Consider the following 15,039-nt stretch of genomic DNA (forward strand, 5'->3'; position numbering starts at 1 on the left):
TAGGACGCAAAAAGGGCCGCTCGGAGCGGCCCTTTTTTCATGCGGCGAGGCCGCGGCTTACAGCGCCGATTCGTAGGCGCCGATGTCGATGGTGTTCACCGTCCTGCGGGTGCTGCCCGAGGCGACGTGCTTGTACGCGGCGCCCGGCTTGAGCGAGACGCCGGTGGCCGAGGTGCCCGGGGTCGAACCGGCATTGGCCACCAGGCCGCTGGCGGTCGGACGCAGGTCCCAGGCCGCGCGGTTGACGAAGCCCGGCGCCAGGGCGCGGTAGTTGGTCTTCTCGACTGCGCCGACCTGGGTGGTCAGGATGCCTGTGCCACCGAAGATATTGTTCTGCAACAGGACCTTCTTGGTGACGCCGCTGCCGATCTTCACAAACGTGCCGCTCGAGCTGTTGTCGTTCAGGAAGGTGTTGTTGACCACGTAGAGGTCGTGCCCGGGATTGCTCGCGCCTTCCTCGCCGTAGGCCAGCAGGGTCGGGTTGTTGTTCGACGACGGCTGCTGGATCACATTGCCGATCACATAGGAGGTGCCGGCGTTCGGCAGATTGATCTCATAGCTCGGCTTGCCGGCCGCGGTGCTGCCGGTCTGGCCCGCGTTCAGGCTCGAGAAGCGGTTGTAGACGATCGTGTTGACGCGGGCGCGCGACTTCAGGTTGTGGCCGACGTGGGCGTCGTGCGAGTAGTTGTAGCGGAAGGTCAGGCTGCCGACATTGCCGATGTACAGGTTGTGGGTGTAGCCGGTGCCGTAGCCGTTGTGGCCGAACTCGCTGTATTCGATCACGATGTTGCTGTTCAGGTTGGCGCCAGTCAGGATGCCGTTTTCATTGTCATGCAGGAAGGCCGAGCGCAGGGTGAAGTTGGTGCCTTCGATGCGCAGCGCCGCGCCGTTCTGGTCAGGCACTTTCGAGCCATACATCTCGACGTTCTCGACGACGACATTGTTGCCGACCACGACCCAAGTGCCCTTGCCCATGGCGTTTTTGCCGGCGGCGTCGATCTTCGGACGGCCGTTGACGCCGCGGATGGTCAGGTTGCTTGCGTAGATGCCGCAGACGTCGCCCCTATAGGTGGTGTTGCCGGTGATCTCGACCACGTCGCCGGTCTTGGCGACGGCGAAGGCCTTGCAGGGCGTCGCATAGGTTTTGCCGGGACCGACGCTCAGGGTTGCCGCGGAAGCAGAGCTGGCGAACATGGCGAGGGCGATGGAGGCAGGAAAAATAAGGCGTTTAGTTTGCATCAAGCTTGTCCCATTTAAATGTGTCGAGGAAATTTTCTCTACGAAACATTTGTCAGCATAAAGACTGCTGCTAGGAAAAGCTGTAAGCAGATGTAAGAAAATCGAGTCTCTGCAACATATTTTGAACAAATTTTAGGCAATATTGTAGGGTAGACACGCCTTGATCCCCTCCAAATGAAAACTGCTTATTTCTATGGGATAATAAAAAGATAAGATGTGGCGAAGCAGTCATCCCGTCACTGCAGCAGGATTTATCCAGGAAAGCCTATGAGTTCAAGCAAGCAAGCCCGCCTCGACGTTACTGTCGTCATGCCCTCCTTTAACCGGTCGGCGCTGATCGTGCGCGCCTTGGACAGTGTGCGCAGGCAGTCCGCCATGCCGCATGAAATCCTGGTGGTGGACGATGCCTCCACCGATGACACCGTCGCCCAGGTCGAGGCCTGGCGCGACCGCACCGGTTTTCCGGTGCGCATTGAGCGGTTGGCGAAGAACGGCGGAGTAGCTGCTGCGCGCAACCGTGCCATGGAGCTGGCCAATACCCGCTACATTTCCTTCCTCGACTCCGACGACGAGCATTTGCCGGACACGCTGGCACGGCTGGTGTCGGCATTGGAGGAAAGTCCCGGCGCCGTGGTCGCTTTCGGTGACGCCACAAAGGTCACGCCAAGCAAACGGATTCCCCATGCCATGTTCGGCGCGAAGCTCGATATCGCCTCGATTGCCGATCCGGTAGGCGAGCCCGGACAGGGCCGCTACAGGCTGCGCGATGCAAAAAGCACGTTTCTCAAGGCGAGCCTGATCGCTACCTGTTCCGCCTGCTTCATTCGCCAGGAAGCGCTCGCGGCGGGCGGCATGCCGGTCGGTTACAAGATGGGTTCGGACTGGCTGTTCTGGCTGCGCCTGGCCCAGCGCGGAGACTTCGTGTTCGTCAATGAAGACGTGTCGCTGGTGCACCGTCATCCCGACAACCTCACCCGACCGGGCGCGGCGGCCGACACCTCGATCGCCAAGCTGGCCGGTTATACCTCTATCCTCGATGGCGCGCTGGGCATCTCCGTCGATCCCGCGCAGCGCCGCCTGGTCGAAGGCTTCGTCGACGAACGCGTCGCCCTGCTGCGTTACCAGTCCTCGCTGCTGGGCTTCGACAGCTACCGGCGCTATGCGAAACTGATCCCGGGCCGCCCGCAACAGAGCCTGGTAAGCCACCTGCTGGCGGATCCGAGGAGCGCGGTACGCTCCGTCTACTGTTCCTTCAAGCGTAAGCGCGGCAGTCATACGTCCGATTGAAACGGCTAGGCGAAAAAAAACCGGGCCCCTGAACAAGGCCCGGTTTTTCTGGCTGCCGGAACGTGGCCGGCGACTATCTCATCAGCGCGGCACGATGGCGAACTGCGGCGCCAGTGCGTAGTTCGGCTTGACCGTACGCTTCATAAACTGCTCCCAAGCCAGCTTGCCGGCGGCGCCGCTCACGGTGGCGCTATAGGCCAGGGCCGGCTGCATGTTCGACGGGTAGCCGGTGGCGGCCGAGGAATAGCCCGTCATTTCGCCCACTTTCAGCCCCAGCGAGCTGGCCATCGCCGAGCTGCCGCAGGCAAGCGAGATGAAATCGGCGGCATGGCTGGCGCGATACGCGTCCGCCATCGAGGCATACACCGGCGAGGTCGCCGAATCGCGGACGGTCATCGAATAGATCGAGCCGTCGATCCAGCAGGCGCCCGGCGCGACCATGCGGTCCACCGAAAACTTCGCCTTCCATTGCAGCAGCCTGGTTGCTTCGGTGAAGCCGAGGTCGGATGCCTGGCCGATGGCGGAGGTGAAGAAGTCGTCCTGCCATGGAGCGATGCCGGTCTTCTCGCCATACACGATGGCATAGCCGTTGACGACGATACCGAGCTTGTTTGCCTGCGGATTATCGGTGTAGTACTCGTTGAACCAGGCCAGGTTGTTGTCCAGGATCTGGGTGAAGTGCTGCTTCAGGCGATCATTGTCAGGCGTGATATAGGCAGCCTGGGCAAGGGTACGCAGGGTCCATGCCTGGCCGCGCACCTGTTCGTTCTTCACCAGGCCCTTGATGTTGTCGCGATAGCCCGGGTTCGACTGGAACACATTGTGCATGCCCCAGAACTGCAGCTCTTCCAGGAAATAATGGTCGCCGGTCAGCACGTAAGGCAGGTAGGCGAAGCCCGGCTGGTGCGAGACGTCATGGGTATATGGAGTCTTGCAGCCGGTCGACGTGGCGCAGGAAGGGAAGGCTTCGCGGGTTTTAGTGGCCGGATTGTAGGTATCGCCCGATTTGCCGATGAGCGTCATGTAGGGATAGTCGATCAGGCTGATGGGCTGCCCGGTATTCTTGTCGCGGTAGTGCGCAGAGAAGCTGCCGGCCAGCTCGGCGGTGCCAAGGGCGACGTCGCGCGCGCGCGCATCCATGCTCAGCAGGTAGGCGACGTTCCACTGGGGCAACAGGCCGATATCGCCGCGGCCTCCGGTTGACGGCATATAGGTTTCGGCACCGCCGGCCCCCATTGGTTCGGTCTTGGCGCCGGTCCAGCCGGCTTCGCTGGCGCTCAGTGCGCTTTCCGGAATGCTCAGCGACTGGTCATAGTTCGGCAGTGCGCGGCTGGCGATCAGGTAGCCGGTGTTGTGCTTGATGTTGACTTGCGGCGTAGCAGCGTTCCACCAGAAGGTCTTGCGCCAGCGCGCGTGGTGATAATGCGTCAGTGCGGACTTGGTATAGACGGCGCTGCCGCCGACAAGGACCTGCGCGTTATAGGTGAAGTTCTGGGGCGCCGGTTCATAGGCCCAGTTGTTTTCGATGGTGACATCGACGCGCGCCTTCTTGATTGCGTCGTACCAGCGAATGGCGAAGCGCGCGCTCAGGTGCGGGTGGGCGGCGCCGGAGCTGGTTTTCAGCGGGGCCGACACTTGCCATTCGCTCACGGTGGAGCCTTTCAGCCAGGTAACCGGGGTCGCGTTCTTGATCAGCTCATCCGCCGACGCGGTATAGCGTACGCTGCCGATCGTGGCGTCGAACGACGTCTTGAAGCCGGCGTTCAGCAGGGCTGCGGCGCTCGGAGCGGTCGTTGCCGTCGCTGCCGTGCGGACCAGGCTCATGGTGTGGATTTCGCCCGCGCCCAGCGAGGGCAGCACTGCCGAAATCACGGCGTGGCGCACCGAACCGTCCGGGTGCTTGGCCTTGACGTCGAGCTGCAGGGGAAGGGTGGCGCCGGTGTCGAGGCGGCCGGCGAGCGACGCGTCGGCGGCGAGATCGCCGGGGGCGAACACCTGGCCGAAGGTCACCGGCACATTGGTCTGGGCGGCGCTGGAGGTGCTTTCGAAACGCACGTCGGTGATGGCGCCGGTTTCGCCGGTATTCGTGGTCGGAGCAGGCGTCGTGGTGCCGCGGCTCTGCGGAACATACGCGGTGGCGGCCAGGGTGCGACCACTTTCGGCGCCGGAAGACAGGGTCGTGCTTTGCTGCTCGCTCGAGCCGCCGCCGCCGCAGGCGGCCAGGGCTGCACCAAACAGAACGGTGTAGGCGGCGCGAATGGTCAGGGAATGCATCGGGAGTTTCATGGAGGGAGTCTCTTCAGGAGTGGGGGCGCTGGGATGCGCCGCTGTCAGACCTAAAGGTTACGCCAGGGAAAAAAAGATTCCCAGCGGAATCTCAATTTCTGTTCCGAATTTCTTCAAAAATTCGCCCAAATGCAACGCAACATTACCCAGTTTTTAACAAATATTATTTGGCAGCAATCGTTTTCGTATTTACTTTTGATGCTTTATTGACAGCAGGCACGAAAAAAGCCCGTCATAAGCGGGCTTGATTAAAAGCAAGCAGCTGCTTACTTGGAGGCGAGCACCATGTAATCGACAGCCGCCTTGACGTCAGCGTCGGGCGCGGTCGAGCCACCCTTTGGCGGCATCACGCCGGCTTTGCCTTGGAAACCCTTGATGGCGTGCTCGTACAGGGTCGCATTGCCTTGGCCGATGCGCGCGGCCCACGCCGCCTTGTCGCCGAGTTTCGGCGCACCGGCGATGCCGGCGCCGTGACAGGCGACGCAGGCGCTGTTGTACAGGGTCTTGCCAGTGTCGGCGGAGGCGACGGCCGGAGCTGCCGGCGCGGCCGCAGGCGCAGCGGCTGCGGGAGCGGCAACCGGGGCAGCCTCGGCAGTGATGGTTGCGGCGCCAGGCGCGGCGGCTGGAGCGGGGGCGGCCGGTTCCTTGAAGGACGCGCCGCTCTTGTTGGCCAGGAAGACCACGGCGCGTTCGACTTCGAGGTTGTCGAGGTCGGGGTTGCCGCCCTTGGCCGGCATTGCGCGGATACCTTCGATCGCATGCTTGACCAAGGTGTCGTAACCCTGGGCCAGGCGGGCGCCCCAGGCGCCGTTGTCGCCCAGTTTCGGTGCGCCGGCTGCGCCGCTGTCGTGGCAGGCGGCGCAGACGGCGGCGTAAACGGCATTGCCGGCTTGCAGAACTTTCGGTGCGTTGGCGTCGACCAAGGTGAAGCCTTCTTCGGCGACCGGACGCAGGCGCTCCTGGACGGCTTCGGCGCTCTGGCTGTTGGTGCCGGCGCCAAGGAGGCGATCATTGGTAGCGAAAATCACGAGCAGGATGATGCCGATGACGATTACCAGGAAAAACCCTGCGACGGCTGCAATCAGTTGCTTGGGGGTTCGGATCAGGGATTGTTCGTTGTGTGCGTCGCTCATGATTTCCTTAATTCTATTAAAAAAACCTGCCACTACCGGCCTTTGCGACCACATGCTTTATTGCAAATGCCGTCAAGCGGCTGATTATAGTAGAAAGCTGCCGTGGTGTAACGAAATTCAATATAGGCAAGAGTTTGCCCATGGACGCGCCAAGCGAAAGACTGTATCCTTCGCATCACTTTCCCCTACGCGGCTGTAGCTCAGTGGATAGAGTATTGGCCTCCGAAGCCAAGGGTCGTGGGTTCGATCCCCGCCAGCCGCGCCATAATCTTCAGTAAAATCAATTGGTTGCACATTGCACGAGGATGCAATATGATGCACTAATTAGCGTTTTGCGGCACACTCCCTGTGCCAAATTTGTGCCAAGCCGTTGTTTTCTATGCCGTATCGATCATCGTGACCGGCACACTAGTGCACTGTGTTGCTCACTAGTGCTAAAGCGGCAGCTCTTCATCCCGATCATACTTCTGTAGGCTTTCCTCCTGGTCAGCGCGTATCCGGCCAAGGATATCAGCCTGACGTTCTAGCCTGTCTACACCTTCCTGCCACGTGTCGTATCCCTGACCCTTCTTCGCTTTGTGGCGTCGCAACTCGACCAGCTTATGAAAATACGGAGTCGCGGCGGTACGAGGCGATACACGGTCGTGCTCCCGCGTTGGATCGATATGGCCATGCATGTCATCTTCAATGCCAGTGGCTAGCCAAAAGGCGCACTCAGGCCACATGGTTGCTATCGCCTCAATCATGTCGGGATTGGGCCGTTGCCGACCGTAATAGAAGCTTTTCCAACTCTCCGCTGTGATGTTTGTCGAAGCCTCCAACTGGGCAAACTTCCCTCGCTTGTCAGTCCGGCGATCTATAAGAGCTTTCAGCCTGTCGGAAATCTTGTTAGATCCATCATCCATTTCAGTCTCCTAGTTGTGTTTCGGTATGGATTGTACTGAGTTCGTGTGATTCTCCCCCTGTTTTGTTGACTATGCACAATCTTAGTGATAGGCTACGTCTATTGAGTGTGTATTGCACACTAAATGGGGATAAAAATACATGGATACTGTGTTTGACGATAAGGATGGTGGTGCCCTGCTCTCAGTAGAGCAGCTAGCGCGTCTCATTCATAAGTCTCCAGCTAGTGTCCGGAGCGACGCTTCGAGGAACGCACGAGCGTTGCCGCCGCTTTGCCGTCTCCCTGGTAGTAAACGGCTTCTGTGGCGGAGAGAAGACGTGATGTCGTGGATCGCTCAGTTTGTGGAAGGTTCGCCTGCGCAACCAGTTCAGCCTGGTGCTGCTGCTGACACGCCTCGAAAACGTGGGCGCCCTCGCAAAACGGAACAAAGGGGATTTGCGTAATGTCGATCCACCGTGGCTCTTCTCGCCAGCGCCTCATCCCGTTGACCTCGTTTCGTCTTGTTTGTTCTGCAGGCATTCTTGTTCAAGGAAGCTCTGCGGACTTTCTAGGTTGTGTCTTCATCGCGATGGAGGCTCGGGACAGGTGGGCACCTCTGCTGCCACACAGTAATTTCCGAATCCAACTGTTCTACCCAAATCGCAAGCGTGTCTCGCCTGTCGAAGTTGCGGCTGCTTTACGAGCCCTGGCTGATCCAGAGGTTCGAAGCGCAGTTGCTCGTCGCCGGGCCAAGAGCGCAGAAATTTCGCCTGCCCGCAGCGTAGCGAGGACAGCCGAAATTTGTGCAAACGGAGGCCCGTGTTCGTCGGTTACCGTCGCCTCTGATTTTTGTCAGGCGGGCGTGGTAGCACCGCCTGACAGTCCCGATTTAGGGATTTCGGCTCTTTTACCTTGTTTAGCCTCGGGTATCTGAGTCAGATGGCTTATGACACCGTGAAACTCAGGTCACCGCCGCTCAGTCCTGCCGTTATCGAGCAAGCAAAGAACAAGTCCCTTCGTCGTTCTGGCGTAGAGATGGCGACGGGCGAAGAGCGCTACGTGCTTTTCGCGGGTGAGCTTCTTGGCTCATGGGACTCACGAATCTCAGTGATTCCGAAGGACGAACACTACGTCATTGGCAAGAATGGTCGGCCTGTCAAAGAGCGATGCGAACCATACTTGGAAATTGAAGCCTCCGTTCACAAAGTGTTTTGTGGCCATAACGTCTACGGCGGACCTACCGAGTTTAAACAGGCATGCCGCGACTTCGTCGCACTTGTTGAGGAGCTGCTTGAAACCGAACTGCCGCTCGCCGACTACTGGACGGTTCACCGTGTCGATGTGGCTTTGGTATACCGCTTGCCTAAGGCGGCTTGCAAGGAATTCTTCGACGGTATGCAGGTGATGAGCTTCCCTCGCCGGAACAGGGGATCAGCTAAATACGCGATGGCAGTTTATTTCCCTGGTAAGACGACAACAGTCAAGTTCTACCACAAGGGCACGGAATTCCAAGTGCACGATCGTAGCCGGATGCGCGGATTCTTCAATAACTTGTTCATGCATTTGCATGGAAAAAACGATCCGAAAAATTACGCGCGTGCCGAGCGCAAATTAGAAGCGTTGCAACGGTTGGCGGACAGTCGATTGCGGGCTGAGGTTGAAATCCATTCAGATAAATTTCAATACGATTTTGGGAAAAATCCGTTGGTAAAAGAATTGACGGATGCGTACTTGCAGCAGGTCTACGACAAGGAAGTAGAGAAGCTCTTGCGAGAGGGAAAACAGGCTATGGATACGGTACGTGGAAGTAGAGCAGTGCTGAGCAGGTTGAAAGGCGTATACGGGCCATCGACTGGCGCGCGTCTTTATGGATTCTGGTCGTCACTTTGTACATTGGGCGATGAGGTTACGCGAGAGCAATTCGCAAAGACAGTCTTTTACCGGAACCGGAAGCTTCTGGAAGACGCTGGTGTGTCGTGGCGAGGTACGGATGTGTTGGTCGTTGCTAACGATGGAGTTTTGCCAGCGGATTTCTCGCCGGTTCGGACGGACAAGCGGTTGTGCTACTTACCGGCGCGCAATCGTGATGGTTATCAAGTAAGCCGGGAAACGATGCGCCTTGCGGCGTGAAAGGAACTGCTGTGGCAGAAGCAAATGTGATGAAAATCGACGACAAGAAGGTCCACAACGTGATTAAAGCGATGGTCGTATTGGTGGTAGGGCGCATCGAAGGATCTAAAACTTATGAAGGCAAACGGTACACCCAGATCTTGACCCCTGCAGCTGACGCATATTCGCGTCCGCAACTGGTCGAGATTCGCAGCAAGGGGCGGCTTGGCGAAAAGGGCGAAGAAATCTCTTGTCACTGCGTCCTGGGCGGTTTCCAGCGTAAAGCTTACGAAACCAAAGATAAGCAGACCGGCGAAATCGTTAAGGTGGTCCCGGTCGAACACACACTCGATCTGGTCGAGGAATAACAGATGGCCGCGGGTACTCAGCAGATAGTGGTCGTGTGTGCATCTGGGCCAATATCGCAAGCGCCGTGCGCAAGTGGCATGGCACCGGCGACGTTCTCGGCGTATCTGATTGACCCCGCCCAGGCGGCCAATATTAACGCTCAAAACGCTCCGTTTGACTATTCCGTCGCGGCAACCATTTGGGGTTTCGCCTTTACGTTCGTTGTCGGCCTTTACCTAGTGAGTAGGTCGGCTGGCGCAATCATCGGCGCGATCCGCAGTTTGTAGTACTGGCCGGGCAGTTTCCCGGTATTTCGAAAGTAGGGGTTTCACATGAAAAAAATCATCACTCGCGGTCTGGCTGTTGTCGGTGCTGCTGCTGTTTCGTCGGTCGCTTTTGCGCAGGAAGCTGCTGCCGCTGGTCCGGACATGTCCGGCCTGACTGCCGCAGTCGACTTCGGCACCGTCACGACCGCGATCCTGGCGATTGCTGGCTTGCTGGCCGTCGTCTACGTCGCCGTAAAGGGCGCTCGTATCGGCCTGAGCATGCTGAAGGGCGGCTAATCGCCTCCGGCTGTTCCCGTGACTCGTCACAGCAATGTGTCGGGTCCGGTTTCCCTGGGGAGCCTTGCGCTCCCTTTTTTTTCGAGGATACGTCTATGACCATCAATCAGCTTTGGTATTTTGGGATTTTTCTTTGGGGCCTCGTCTCGGCTTGGGCCGTCATCCAGGGGCTGAGCGAAGGGGCCTGACCATGCTCGCTCCTTCCCTGTTCGCCTTTGGCGTCGTGCTGTACTTGGTGGCGGTCGTCGTGTGCTGGCCTACGGCTGGTGATCCGCCTTGGTGGGCGTGGCCGGTGGTCCCGCTGCTGTTCCTCTGGGTGAAGCTCTGGGACGAGCGCAGGACGGTCGCCCTGGTCGTCGGCGTGTATGGCGGTGCCGCCCTGGTGCTGTTCTTGGGCTATCGGTTCAACGTGTTCTTGTTGGGGTGAGTATGAAAAAGGTAGGTTTTGTCAAAAAGTGGTTTATGGCGGTCGTGTGCCTTACTATGCTGGTTCAGCAGCAGCAGCACGCGCTTGCGCAGGCGCAGGCCGTCGCGCCGGTTGCCAACTACGTCGTCAACCGTGCTGTTGCAGGCACCATCGCGAAGGTCGCGCTGCAGCGTGGTTTCGCCGCGAATGATCCGAGGATCGTAGTGACTATGGCAGGCGTCGGGTCCTCGATGACGACAGTCAACGTCGCGTCGACCGTGGGCGGTGTCGCCCTGGCTGTGGCCGGTGCTCCGGTGTGGCTTACGGTTCTTGGCGGGCTGGGTATCCTCGCCCTGGGAGCCGCCATCGTCGCGGGGTCTACGAGCCTCAAGGTCGACAACGGGACGGTCACCGTCGTCACTGGTGCGCCGACGTCGCCGCCGCCGTACAACCCGCCGTCGACGGACCTGCTCCCTAGTACGGACCCCGACTATCGTCGGATCGCGCAATATCTGGCTGATGGGTCCAAGCTGTATCGCTATCCGATTGACGATTCCCAGAATTGGACGTGCCGCACTGGAAAGCCCTGCGCCTCGCTGCCCGAGTTCCTTTACGCGAATGCGGGTGCTCCTGTGTGGCGTACCTCACTGTGCTTGTCCGGGGGGTCTCCGATTTCGTGCGTGAACGGCGGGCGTGGCATGGTCATCCCGTATTTCACGATGGAGGAGTTCGGGGCGCATTACTTTGACGGTGCTTTGTGGAACGGTCCTAACGGTGGTGGCAGCTATACCCGTATCACTAAGAGATTCGTCGATGTTCCGGTGCTCACCTGGGATGCTGCTGGCAACGGCTCCATCCAGGGAACGATTGAGGAGACCTACGAATGCCGCGAAGGTAGCCCGACTGGACCGTATTGCTTCGCGCCCTCGGTGTCGAGGTCGATGTTCTTTTCCAGTAACGAGGCGCAGAACCTCCAGTTCTACAAGCCGCAGTCGACCGAGCAGAAGTTCTCTTCCCTCGATGCAGCCGTGTCTGGCATGGACGCGTCCCAGAAGGCTACCAAGCTGAGTCCTGAGGTGCTCGCGCAGCTGGTCGACAAGGCGTGGCAAAACGCCGCATCGCAGCCCAACTATCAGGGCCTTCCGTACAGTGCGACTCAACCTGTGACCCCTGCGGAGGTCACCAGTTGGCAGAACGAGAACCCATCGCTGAATCCTACGTTGGGCGATTTGCTCGTGCCTGCGGTCGCTCCTGGGACCGTTGCCGTCCCGATTTCCCCCGACGTAACCTTGTCTCCAAGTCCTAATCCGGATCCCGGCACAGGCGAGCCAACACCCGCCCCGGTTGGGACGACAAATGTCAACGTGGTGAACGTTCCTACGGTCAGGGTCGAGTGGGGCGCTGATCCTGGCATCGGTGCGTCGTCGCTGGAGCAGACGCCCACCGCTTCAGCGATCCTCTCGCCGCTGCTCAACCTGATGCCTTCGCTTCGGAATTTCGCGGTGCCGGCGCACAACTCGGTTTGTCCGAAGCCGTCGTTCAGCATGTTTGAAAAGCAGATCGTCATGGAGGCCCATTGCGCGGTGCTCGATGACGTAAAGCCGACGCTGTACGCAGTCATGGGCTTCGTCTGGCTCATGCTGGGCGCGATCATCATTCTTCGGGCCTAAGGGGGTCTTATGTGGGTTTTGCTTCTCGGGGCTGTCAACACGTTGCTTGGCTTCGTGTTCCGGTCCGTCATGGTCAAGTTCGTCGTGTTCTTCGCGCTGTACTTCGTCGTCACCGAGTTCGTCGTCCTACTGGTGCCGCTGCTGCCGGACGCGTCCGGGATCGGCGGGGCGCTCGGCGGCATACCTGCTACGGTGTGGTACTTCCTTGACCTGTTCAACGTGTCCGCAGGCATCCCGATTCTGTTGTCGGCCTACGTGACGCGCTTTGCAATTCGTCGTATTCCTGTGATCGGCTAACCCCATGCCGATCAACGTCTATACCGGGCTGATGAGGTCCGGCAAGAGCTACGAGGTGGTGTCCGAGGTGATCGTGCCCGCGATCCGCAGTGGTCGACGCGTGGTCACCAACGTCGACGGCATTTCAGAGGAAAAGATTCACCAGTATCTCGCGGCCAAGAACCCGCAGGCCGACGCTACCAAGTTCGGCCGCGTGCTCCACGTGACCAACGAGCAGGTGTTCAAGGAAGATTTTTTCCCTTACTACGATGACGCCAAGGATGCCCAAACGGACACGGTGGTGCAGCCCGGGGATCTGGTGGCCATTGACGAGGCGTGGCGGTTCTGGGGCGACGGCATGAAGGTGCACAAGAACCATCGTTCGTTCTTCCTCGAGCACGGCCACTTCACCGACTCCGCCACCGGCGTCGCGTGCGACCTGGTGCTGATGATTCAGGACATGAATACGCTTGAGCGCAAGCTGAAAAGCGTGGTGGCCTTCAACTTCCGCACGCACAAGAAGGTCTCGCTTGGCCTGAACAACACATACAGCCTGACCATGTGGGAGGGCTATAAGCAGGCCAAGGGCAACAAGATTGGCAATTGGGTGCGGCGGTACAAGAAAGACGTGTTTCCGCTGTATTCCAGCTTCAAGGGCGGCGGTAAGGGCGTGCTGGTGAATGCCGACAGCAGGCAGAACATTTTCGCCAGCAAGAAGATTTGGCTGGGTCTCGTCGGCATGATCGTCGCGCTCTACGTCTGCGGGACGAATGCCTACAAGTTTTTCAACCCGCAAAGCTCCGCAGGTGCTGCCAAGGCCCCGGCGGTTGACCACAAGGGCGCACAGGGTCCGCAGGCCGGTGCTGTCGCTGTTGCGTCACCAGCTGGCCCAGCTGGTCGCCAGCAGGCTTTTAGCGAGGCGTGGCGAGTGGTGGGCACCTTCCACGCTAAAGGCCTGTCCTGGGTGGTCGTGTCCAATCAGGCCGGGGTCGTGCGGCTTGAGTCGCCTTCGCAGTTCGCTGGTTCTGGTCTGGTGCAGATCGGTGACCTCGACGGCGCCAGGGTCACCAGCTGGTCCGGCGCTGTTCCTGTTGCTCGTGGCAACACCCCATCACCGGCGCCCGCTGCGCCCGTACCCATTGGCGAGTTTGTGAAATGAAGAAAATTCTGTTGGTGTTTGTGTTCCTGCTGGCTGGCGTGGCGAGGGCCAAAGCGCCCGAGGAACAGCCTGCCCGTTTCGACTTTCGTTCGCTGGGTGTCGCCCAGGTGGTACAGCTGATCTATGCGGAGGCGTTGGAAAGCTCCTACGTCATAGACCCCGAGGTGTTGAAGGATGAGCGTGTTGTCTCGTTCCGGTACAACGGGGGCAAGCCGGGTGTCAATGCGTTCATCGCCTCGTTCTTCGATTCCCTGGGACTTGCCGTCTCGCGCCGCGGTGGAGTTGACTTTATCACGCGCAAGGCGTCCCCCCCTCCCGCGGCTGCGCCCGATGAGGAGGTGTTTGTGTACAAGCCGCGTTTCCGTGACGGCGGCTATCTGGTCGAATTGCTCGGCCCTCTGTTCAAGGGGTCGTTTACTGCCAAGAGGGGAATCCGCGCTGCCCCTGGTGACAACGGCGGGCAGCGGGTAGCACCTACCGGGTCTGCTGCCGCCATTATCGACCGGAAGAGCGACACGCTCGTGTTCAGCGGGTCGGCTGCCGAGATTGTCAAACTGCGAAAGCTGCTCGCCCAGGTCGACGCGTCGGCTGGCGATGTGTTGGTGCGTGGCGTGCTCTACGAGGTGCAGACCGGCAAGAAGGACGGTTCTGCTTTCAGCTTAGCTGTCAATCTCCTGGGTGGGAAGCTCGGGTTGAGTATCGGGTCGAACGCTGGCAGTCCCGGCGATATGCTGTTCTCGTTTAAGAACAACACCATTGATGCCGTGTTGTCGGTGCTTTCTTCCGACTCTCGTTTCAAGGCTGTATCAAAGCCCATGCTGCGCGTGTCGTCCGGTGGATCGGGTAGGTTCACCGTGGGGCAGGACGTGCCGATCCTCGGAGCGGTGTCTTACCCTGGGAATGGTCAACCTCCGATTCAGTCAGTGAGCTATCAGTCCAGTGGGGTGATATACGATGTGCAGCCAGTGATTCACGATAGTGCTATCGATGTGACCGTAATGCAACAGGTGTCAAATTTTGTCTCTACGAGCACAGGCGTCTCTAGTTCTCCAACCCTCATAAAGCGAGAGCTCAGGTCGGACTTGGGACTTGCAGATGGTGAGATCGTGGTCATGGGTGGCCTCACCGATACAAAGGACACCGATGCAAGCCAAGGCCCGTCACTCTTCCCGTCCTTTATAAGGTCTAGATCGTCCGACTCTTCCGGTGTAGAGATCTTACTGATCCTGCAGGTAACCAAGATTTAAGCAGTGGGAGTCAGATGCCGTAGGGGCTCGCGATCGCTCCCAAACAGCTGAGTTGGTGTGCGCTTTTCAGCGCATAAAGGCTGCTTTTTTCGCGATTTAACCGCCCTAGAATTTAGCGCGCTAAATTTTATGAGCTCGATCCGGTGGCCAGTTGGTGAGGGTACGGCATCTGACTCCCACTTAGCAGCCTGCGTCGCTTCGGGCTTTAGCGCGCTAAAGTACCCAACCTTGCACGTTGAGTCCAAGTAACCTTTCTCCCTGAGTTTGCGCCGACGATAGTAGCGGGGTATGGGCTGCAAGGCCCATGAAGACAGCGGCGCGTGCGTTCAGGCTTGTGGAACTGCGGCCAGTGAATATGAGTTTTGTTGGCGGTGCGCGCGCTCTGCTAGCAGCGTCAGGGAGAGTAAGGTCGAATGTCATAGCGGCCTTCTAG

Annotated in this window: 13 protein-coding genes and 1 tRNA gene; 10 read left to right on the forward strand and 4 right to left on the reverse strand. The window is 59.1% G+C overall.

The window, feature by feature from the left end; translation table 11 throughout:
* Positions 1-57: 57 nt before the first annotated feature.
* Entirely contained in the window at positions 58-1,239 is a 1,182-nt protein-coding gene (locus ACQ7JA_RS12620; RefSeq protein WP_430898141.1) for a hypothetical protein, read from the reverse strand.
* A gap of 267 nt (positions 1,240-1,506) precedes the next feature.
* On the opposite strand from ACQ7JA_RS12620, the gene ACQ7JA_RS12625 reads away from it, so the two are divergent.
* Positions 1,507-2,526: a glycosyltransferase family 2 protein gene (locus tag ACQ7JA_RS12625; RefSeq protein WP_430898143.1), complete on the forward strand. Its 1,020-nt coding sequence runs from the start codon at positions 1,507-1,509 to the stop codon at positions 2,524-2,526.
* Positions 2,527-2,607: 81 nt separating this feature from the next.
* Here ACQ7JA_RS12625 and ACQ7JA_RS12630 read toward each other — a convergent pair whose 3' ends face one another.
* Together ACQ7JA_RS12630 and ACQ7JA_RS12635 are read right to left on the reverse strand one after the other, a co-directional pair.
* Positions 2,608-4,812, reverse strand: coding sequence for a hypothetical protein (locus ACQ7JA_RS12630; RefSeq protein WP_430898145.1), 2,205 nt, complete (start codon positions 4,810-4,812; stop codon positions 2,608-2,610).
* 266 nt (positions 4,813-5,078) lie between these two features.
* Positions 5,079-5,945, reverse strand: a complete 867-nt coding sequence (locus ACQ7JA_RS12635; protein ID WP_430898147.1) for a c-type cytochrome — start codon at positions 5,943-5,945, stop codon at positions 5,079-5,081.
* 189 nt (positions 5,946-6,134) lie between these two features.
* Here ACQ7JA_RS12635 and ACQ7JA_RS12640 point away from each other — a divergent pair.
* Positions 6,135-6,210: transfer RNA gene (locus tag ACQ7JA_RS12640), tRNA-Arg, on the forward strand.
* 169 nt (positions 6,211-6,379) lie between these two features.
* On the opposite strand, the gene ACQ7JA_RS12645 is transcribed toward ACQ7JA_RS12640, so the two are convergent.
* Complete coding sequence (locus ACQ7JA_RS12645; RefSeq protein WP_430898149.1) at positions 6,380-6,850, reverse strand: hypothetical protein; 471 nt, start codon at positions 6,848-6,850, stop codon at positions 6,380-6,382.
* Between the two features lie 917 nt (positions 6,851-7,767).
* Here ACQ7JA_RS12645 and ACQ7JA_RS12650 point away from each other — a divergent pair.
* The 8 genes from ACQ7JA_RS12650 (at position 7,768) to ACQ7JA_RS12685 (ending at position 14,606) form a co-directional block, all read left to right on the forward strand.
* Positions 7,768-8,958: a phage/plasmid replication protein, II/X family gene (locus ACQ7JA_RS12650; protein WP_430898151.1), complete on the forward strand. Its 1,191-nt coding sequence runs from the start codon at positions 7,768-7,770 to the stop codon at positions 8,956-8,958.
* 29 nt (positions 8,959-8,987) lie between these two features.
* Positions 8,988-9,305 carry a single-stranded DNA-binding protein gene (locus tag ACQ7JA_RS12655; protein ID WP_430898153.1) on the forward strand — a complete coding sequence of 106 codons (318 nt, stop codon included), beginning with the start codon at positions 8,988-8,990 and terminating at the stop codon, positions 9,303-9,305.
* Between the two features lie 312 nt (positions 9,306-9,617).
* Positions 9,618-9,848 (forward strand): hypothetical protein, encoded by a 231-nt coding sequence (locus tag ACQ7JA_RS12660; RefSeq protein WP_430898155.1) that lies wholly within the window; start codon positions 9,618-9,620, stop codon positions 9,846-9,848.
* Positions 9,849-10,038: 190 nt separating this feature from the next.
* Positions 10,039-10,275 (forward strand): hypothetical protein, encoded by a 237-nt coding sequence (locus ACQ7JA_RS12665; RefSeq protein WP_430898157.1) that lies wholly within the window; start codon positions 10,039-10,041, stop codon positions 10,273-10,275.
* Between the two features lie 2 nt (positions 10,276-10,277).
* Complete coding sequence (locus ACQ7JA_RS12670; protein ID WP_430898159.1) at positions 10,278-11,924, forward strand: hypothetical protein; 1,647 nt, start codon at positions 10,278-10,280, stop codon at positions 11,922-11,924.
* 9 nt (positions 11,925-11,933) lie between these two features.
* Positions 11,934-12,221, forward strand: a complete 288-nt coding sequence (locus tag ACQ7JA_RS12675; RefSeq protein ID WP_430898161.1) for a DUF2523 family protein — start codon at positions 11,934-11,936, stop codon at positions 12,219-12,221.
* Between the two features lie 4 nt (positions 12,222-12,225).
* On the forward strand, positions 12,226-13,359 hold the full coding sequence (locus tag ACQ7JA_RS12680) for a zonular occludens toxin domain-containing protein (RefSeq protein ID WP_430898163.1): 1,134 nt from the start codon (positions 12,226-12,228) through the stop codon (positions 13,357-13,359).
* Entirely contained in the window at positions 13,356-14,606 is a 1,251-nt protein-coding gene (locus ACQ7JA_RS12685; RefSeq protein WP_430898165.1) for a type II secretion system protein GspD, read from the forward strand. Before ACQ7JA_RS12680 ends, ACQ7JA_RS12685 begins: the two co-directional genes overlap by 4 nt.
* Positions 14,607-15,039 lie beyond the last annotated feature (433 nt).

The sequence above is a fragment of the Massilia sp. BKSP1R2A-1 genome (assembly GCF_050586525.1).
Lineage (GTDB): Bacteria > Pseudomonadota > Gammaproteobacteria > Burkholderiales > Burkholderiaceae_D > Telluria.

Bases quoted from the DNA above. Each gene is read 5' to 3' on its own strand.
- ACQ7JA_RS12670 (WP_430898159.1), top strand. From the start codon at position 10,278: ATGAAAAAGGTAGGTTTTGTCAAAAAGTGGTTTATGGCGGTCGTGTGC.
- ACQ7JA_RS12635 (WP_430898147.1), bottom strand. From the start codon at position 5,945: ATGAGCGACGCACACAACGAACAATCCCTGATCCGAACCCCCAAGCAA.
- ACQ7JA_RS12645 (WP_430898149.1), bottom strand. From the start codon at position 6,850: ATGGATGATGGATCTAACAAGATTTCCGACAGGCTGAAAGCTCTTATA.
- ACQ7JA_RS12675 (WP_430898161.1), top strand. From the start codon at position 11,934: ATGTGGGTTTTGCTTCTCGGGGCTGTCAACACGTTGCTTGGCTTCGTG.
- ACQ7JA_RS12630 (WP_430898145.1), bottom strand. From the start codon at position 4,812: ATGAAACTCCCGATGCATTCCCTGACCATTCGCGCCGCCTACACCGTT.
- ACQ7JA_RS12625 (WP_430898143.1), top strand. From the start codon at position 1,507: ATGAGTTCAAGCAAGCAAGCCCGCCTCGACGTTACTGTCGTCATGCCC.
- ACQ7JA_RS12620 (WP_430898141.1), bottom strand. From the start codon at position 1,239: ATGCAAACTAAACGCCTTATTTTTCCTGCCTCCATCGCCCTCGCCATG.
- ACQ7JA_RS12655 (WP_430898153.1), top strand. From the start codon at position 8,988: ATGAAAATCGACGACAAGAAGGTCCACAACGTGATTAAAGCGATGGTC.
- ACQ7JA_RS12660 (WP_430898155.1), top strand. From the start codon at position 9,618: ATGAAAAAAATCATCACTCGCGGTCTGGCTGTTGTCGGTGCTGCTGCT.
- ACQ7JA_RS12665 (WP_430898157.1), top strand. From the start codon at position 10,039: ATGCTCGCTCCTTCCCTGTTCGCCTTTGGCGTCGTGCTGTACTTGGTG.
- ACQ7JA_RS12685 (WP_430898165.1), top strand. From the start codon at position 13,356: ATGAAGAAAATTCTGTTGGTGTTTGTGTTCCTGCTGGCTGGCGTGGCG.
- ACQ7JA_RS12680 (WP_430898163.1), top strand. From the start codon at position 12,226: ATGCCGATCAACGTCTATACCGGGCTGATGAGGTCCGGCAAGAGCTAC.
- ACQ7JA_RS12650 (WP_430898151.1), top strand. From the start codon at position 7,768: ATGGCTTATGACACCGTGAAACTCAGGTCACCGCCGCTCAGTCCTGCC.